We start from the raw sequence: 4,795 nt of genomic DNA, 5'->3' as shown, positions 1-4,795 counted from the left end.
TCGGAGACCGCGCCGACGAACGTGGTCTTGCCCACGCCGAAGCCGCCCGCCACCACGATCTTCGCGGAGGTGGTGGAGCGAGCCGCTCCGCCGTTAGAGCTTGCGAAGTCCACTGAGCACCCTTTCGAGCAGTGTCACATCTGGCTGGCCGCCGGCGGACTCGTCGCCGCCGGGCTGATGAATGGCGACAAGGCCCGCCTCTGCCAGGTCGGCGACGAGGATTCGGGCAACGCCGAGAGGAATGGAGAGAAGTGCCGAGATCTCCGCGACGGATTTGATCTCCTGGCACAGGCGGCAGATGCGCTGGTGCTCGGGCAACTGCCCTTGCAGCCGGGCGGGATCCGCCGTGGTGCTGACCAGTGCCTCGATGGCGAGCTGGTAGCGCGGCCGGGTCCGGCCGCCGGTCATTGCGTACGGGCGCACCAGCGGGTTGTGCGCCTTCGGCGCCTGCGGCTGCGAGGCCCGAGGGGCTCGCTGGGCCGGCGCGTAGGGCTGCTGGGGCTGCTGGCCGTACGGCTGGTTCTGGTACGGGTTCTGCTCCGGCACGGGACGGCTGGGAGCGGAGGGGAAGTTGAAGCGGTTCTGGTCGTGCCCACCCTGCGGCTGTTGCGCGCCGCCATAAGGATGTCCTCCTGGGGGTGTTGTCACGTTTCCTCCTCCGACTCCAAAACGCAGTACTCCCGTTGGAACCGCGCCACCGCACCTTAAGGCGCGATGACGCGAAACGCACTGCCTGTCTGCTAGCTGAGAAGACTTCCCTGGAGTTCGGCGCGCAGGTCCGGGGTGAGGACACTGCCCGCACGATCCACCAGAAGAGCCATCTCGTACCCCACAAGGCCGATGTCGCACTCGGGGTGCGCCAGTACGGCCAGCGAGGATCCATCGGAGACGGACATGAGGAAAAGGAACCCTCGGTCCATCTCGACCACGGTCTGGTTGACGGCCCCACCCTCGAAGATCCGGGAGGCACCGGCGGTCAGCGAGGTCAGTCCGGAGGCCACGGCCGCCAGCTGGTCGGCGCGGTCGCGCGGAAACCCTTCGGACATCGCCAGAAGAAGGCCGTCGGCGGAGACCACCACTGTGTGGGACACCCCGGGGGTGTTGTCCACAAAGTTTGTGATCAACCAGTTCAGGTTCTGCGCCGCCTGGCTCATCGCGCTCACACTAACGCTCCTGGTCATAGCTGTTACTTGACTGCTCCGAACCCGCACTGCGTCCCTGCTGGACACCGCGTCGCAGGTTACTCAGCCTGCCACGAACGTCCTCCGGGGCGCGGGAGACCTGTGGGCCGCCCTGCGGGGTCGACTCCGCTGCACCCTCGACCAGGTTGGCCTTGGGCACCCGCCGAGGGAGACCGGACGGGGTGACCCCGCCCGCCTTCGGCTCACGGAGCTTGCCGGCCTGCTGCCAGCGCTCGTCGTTGGCCGAGCGCCAGCCCGGACCGTTCTGATCCTGCTCCGGTGCCGCGGGGGACCGCTGCTCGAAGAGGGACTTGGTGGGCTCCGCTTCCTGCTGTGCCGGCTGCCACTGCTGCTGGCTGCCGCGACGCGGCAGACCCGCGCCGGTCAGCTGGTGACCGGTGTCGGCAGCGGCATCCGGACGGTCGAAGCCTACGCGGTCCTGGGCCCGTTCGGGAGCGGCCGGGGGTTCCGATTCGGTTCCGTAGTCCTGCTGGTAGGGAGCCTGGTAGGAGCTCTGCTCCGGCCACCCTGCCTGGTGGGACTGGTTCTCGAAGCCGGAGTCGTAGCCCTGCTCGGCCTGCTGCCGGTCCTGGTACGAGCCCTCCGGATAGGTATACCCGTCCTGCGGGTAGGACTCATAGCCGGGCTGGTTCGGCTGAGCGTCGTAGCCGGGCTCATAGCCCTGCTCGGGCTGCTGCTCATACCCCTGGTACGACTGGTACCCGTGTTCCGGTTGAGGTTCCGGATAATCCTGCGCGTACTCCCCGTCCTGCGGGAAGCCGGCCTGCTCCTGGTCCTGCTGGAAGCCCACCTGGGCCTCCAGCGCGGCCCGCCGCTCCTCGCGGACCAGCGAGCGTCCCACCGGGTCCAGATCGCGCCCTTCGGCGCCGCCCTGGCCCTGGTTGTCGTACCGGGAGTCGTCGAAGCCGAGCTCGGCGGCCGTACGCATCGGAGGGGCCTCGAAGGCCTGCTGCTGCGGGCGCTGCTCCGGGATCATCGAGGAGACGGTGAAGTCGTCGTCCGGTATGCCCTCGCCACCACCACCGTGGGTGATCGCGTCCGGGAGCATGACCAGCGAGGTGGTGCCGGCCTGCTCGCCCGAGGGGCGCAGCTGGACGCGGATGCCGTGCCGGTCGGCCAGCCGGCCGACCACGAAGAGGCCCATGCGCTGCGAGATCGCGGCGTCCACGGTCGGCGGGTTGGCCAGCTTGTGGTTGATGTCCGCGAAGTCCTCGGCGGTGAGGCCGATGCCCTTGTCGTGGATCTCGACCATCACGCGGCCGTCGGGCAGACGGGTCGCGTTGACCCGGACCTTGGTCTGCGGGGAGGAGAACGTGGTGGCGTTCTCCAGCAGCTCGGCCAGCAGGTGCACGAGGTCGGTCACGGCCTGGCCGTGGATCTCGGCCTCGGAGACGCCGGAGAGCTCGATGCGCTCGTACTGCTCCACCTCGGAGGAGGAGGCCCGCAGCACGTCGACGAGGGGCACCGGCTGGTCCCAGCGGCGGCCCGGCTCCTCACCCGCGAGGATGAGGAGGTTCTCGCCGTTGCGACGCATACGGGTGGCGAGGTGGTCCAGCCGGAAGAGGTTCTCCAGCTGATCCGGGTCCGCCTCGTTGTTCTCCAGGTCGGTGATGAGGGTCAGCTGGCCCTCGATCAGCGACTGGTTGCGCATGGAGAGGTTCGTGAAGATCGCGTTGACGTTCCCTCGCAGGAGCGCCTGCTCGGCGGCGAGCCGGACGGCCTCGCGGTGCACCTGGTCGAAGGCGCGGGCGACCTCGCCGATCTCGTCCTGGGAGTTGATCGGGATGGGCAGCACCCGGGTGTCGACCTTGCCGGGGTCGGTGCGCGAGAGCTGGTCGACGAGCATCGGAAGGCGCTGCTCGGCGATGTCGAAGGCGGCGGTGCGCAGCCGGATCATGGAGCGGCTCATCTGGCGGGCCATCATCGCGGCCAGGATGAAGGCGGCGAGCAGGGCCACGACCACGATGGCGCCCATGGTGATGGCGTCGGTGCGGGCGTCGTCGGAGACGGCCACGGCGTCGTTGACGGCCTTGTCGAGGAGTTCCTTCTCGATCTCCGAGTAGCCCTCGAACTTGGCGGTCGAGGCGGCCTGCCAGAACAGCGCGTTGGTGCCGGCTGCGGCCAGCTTGTCCTTGGACTGGCCGGTGGCTATCGCATCGGTCATGCCGGTGAGGTACGAGCCGCCCACGTTCGGCGGAGCCTTGAAGGGCTTGCCGGCCTGCAGGGCCTGGTTCTTGGCCTCTTCCAGCCTGGCGGTGCCCTCGGAGGTCTTCTTGCCCATGACCTCCTTCAGCCGCTCCGTCTCGGCTTCGGTGCCGCCCGCGACGTACTCGCCGATGGCGATTTCCTCGAGGTAGGCGTAGGAGGAGAAGGCGACCAGCTGGGCCTTGTGGATCTCTTCCTTGGGGTTCGGGCGGACCAGCAGGTGGGTGCCGACCGAACGCTGCAGGGAGTTGGCGGCCTTGGCGAGCTGGACCGCGTACACCATGCGGCCGTAGCTGGTCACGTTTCCGGTGCCCAGACCCAGCTCGTTGGCGAACTGCATGAGGTAGTGCTGGACCTGCACATACCCCTCTTCGGTCGGGATGGGACCGAGCACGCCGTTGGGGAGGTCCTTCTTGGCCGACTCCATCTCCGCGGAGTAGGCCGTCTCGCGGACCTTCTGCAGCTTGGGCTCCTCCTGCTGGAAGAGCTGGAGCCGGCGTTCCAGGCCCTGCTTCTCCGGCAGGTCCTTCGTGGCCTCGGCGAACTTGGCCTTGGCCGCGTCCGTTGCGGCGTACGCCTTGGTGACGGCCTCGTCGTCGCGCTTGCCGGCGAGGATCGGCGCGACGCTCACGTCGCGCTCGTTGAGGAGGGCCTGGCCGTATTCCGCTGCCGCCTGGACGATGCGGGCCGTCTTCTCGGCGTCCTTCGCCTCGTTCCAGGTGTCGATGGCGCCCTTCACCTGGAAGCCGCCCATGACCAGTCCGACGAGGACGGGCACGAGCAGGATGGCGTTCAGGCGGGTCGGCACGCGCCAGTTGCGCGGCGAGAACCTGCTGGTGCTGCCGCTCGCGGATGGCTCCACGGGCACGTCTACGGGCGACGTGGCCGCACGCGGCGGCGGGGTGAAGTTGCCGCGCGCGGGTTCATTCGCGGGGCTCGAGTTGCTTCGCCTCACTCGACCAACAACCTCTCGGCGGTGCTACTAGCTAGTTCGTTGAATTCCAGCATGAGTAACGGCCGTGTTCCAAACAGTTGAATCTGGCCATTCCTCGAGACTTATGCCTCACGTAAAACGGACATAAAGACCGAGTCGCAGCAAAAATGAAGGCCGTTGTGCGCGCTGTGACACCGGGTGCATGCACCGTGTGTCCGCTCACCGCCAATTTTCTGTTTGAAACGTTATGAACGCCACGGGCGGACCGTGTCCCAGGACACAGTCCGCCCGCGGCGAGGTGGAGCTGTTACTTCAGTCGTGCCATCAGTGCGTGTTCGACGAGCGTGATGAGTGCTGATTTGGCGTCGGCGCGGTGGCGTGCGTCGGTGGTGATGATGGGTGCGTCGGGGCCGATCTGGAGTGCTTCGCGGACTTCTTCGGGGGTGTAGGGCTG

General features: G+C 67.8%; 3 protein-coding genes and 2 pseudogenes. All 5 read right to left on the bottom strand.

Features of this window, described 5'->3' with window-relative positions:
* Nucleotides 1–113, bottom strand: a pseudogene (locus ABT123_RS36640) (ATP-binding protein); the annotation flags it as partial.
* Nucleotides 94–648, bottom strand: a complete 555-nt coding sequence (locus ABT123_RS36635; RefSeq protein WP_351322774.1) for a DUF742 domain-containing protein — start codon at nt 646–648, stop codon at nt 94–96. The pseudogene ABT123_RS36640 and the gene ABT123_RS36635, both read right to left, overlap by 20 nt.
* A gap of 92 nt (nt 649–740) precedes the next feature.
* On the bottom strand, nt 741–1,154 hold the full coding sequence (locus ABT123_RS36630) for a roadblock/LC7 domain-containing protein (RefSeq protein WP_150212026.1): 414 nt from the start codon (nt 1,152–1,154) through the stop codon (nt 741–743).
* 10 nt (nt 1,155–1,164) lie between these two features.
* Nucleotides 1,165–4,362, bottom strand: a complete 3,198-nt coding sequence (locus ABT123_RS36625) for a sensor histidine kinase (RefSeq protein WP_351322772.1) — start codon at nt 4,360–4,362, stop codon at nt 1,165–1,167.
* A gap of 286 nt (nt 4,363–4,648) precedes the next feature.
* Nucleotides 4,649–4,795 (bottom strand): annotated as a pseudogene (locus ABT123_RS36620) (ATP-binding protein); the annotation flags it as partial.

This window comes from Streptomyces sp. NPDC002054 (genome assembly GCF_040296685.1).
Classification (GTDB): Bacteria; Actinomycetota; Actinomycetes; order Streptomycetales; family Streptomycetaceae; genus Streptomyces.
The sequence above is the reverse complement of the archived record's forward strand: the minus strand, read 5'-3'. Positions and strand labels throughout refer to the sequence as shown.

Excerpts from the sequence above, each read along its gene's own strand:
- ABT123_RS36630 (WP_150212026.1), bottom strand. The coding sequence starts at position 1,154 with ATGAGCCAGGCGGCGCAGAACCTGAACTGGTTGATCACAAACTTTGTG.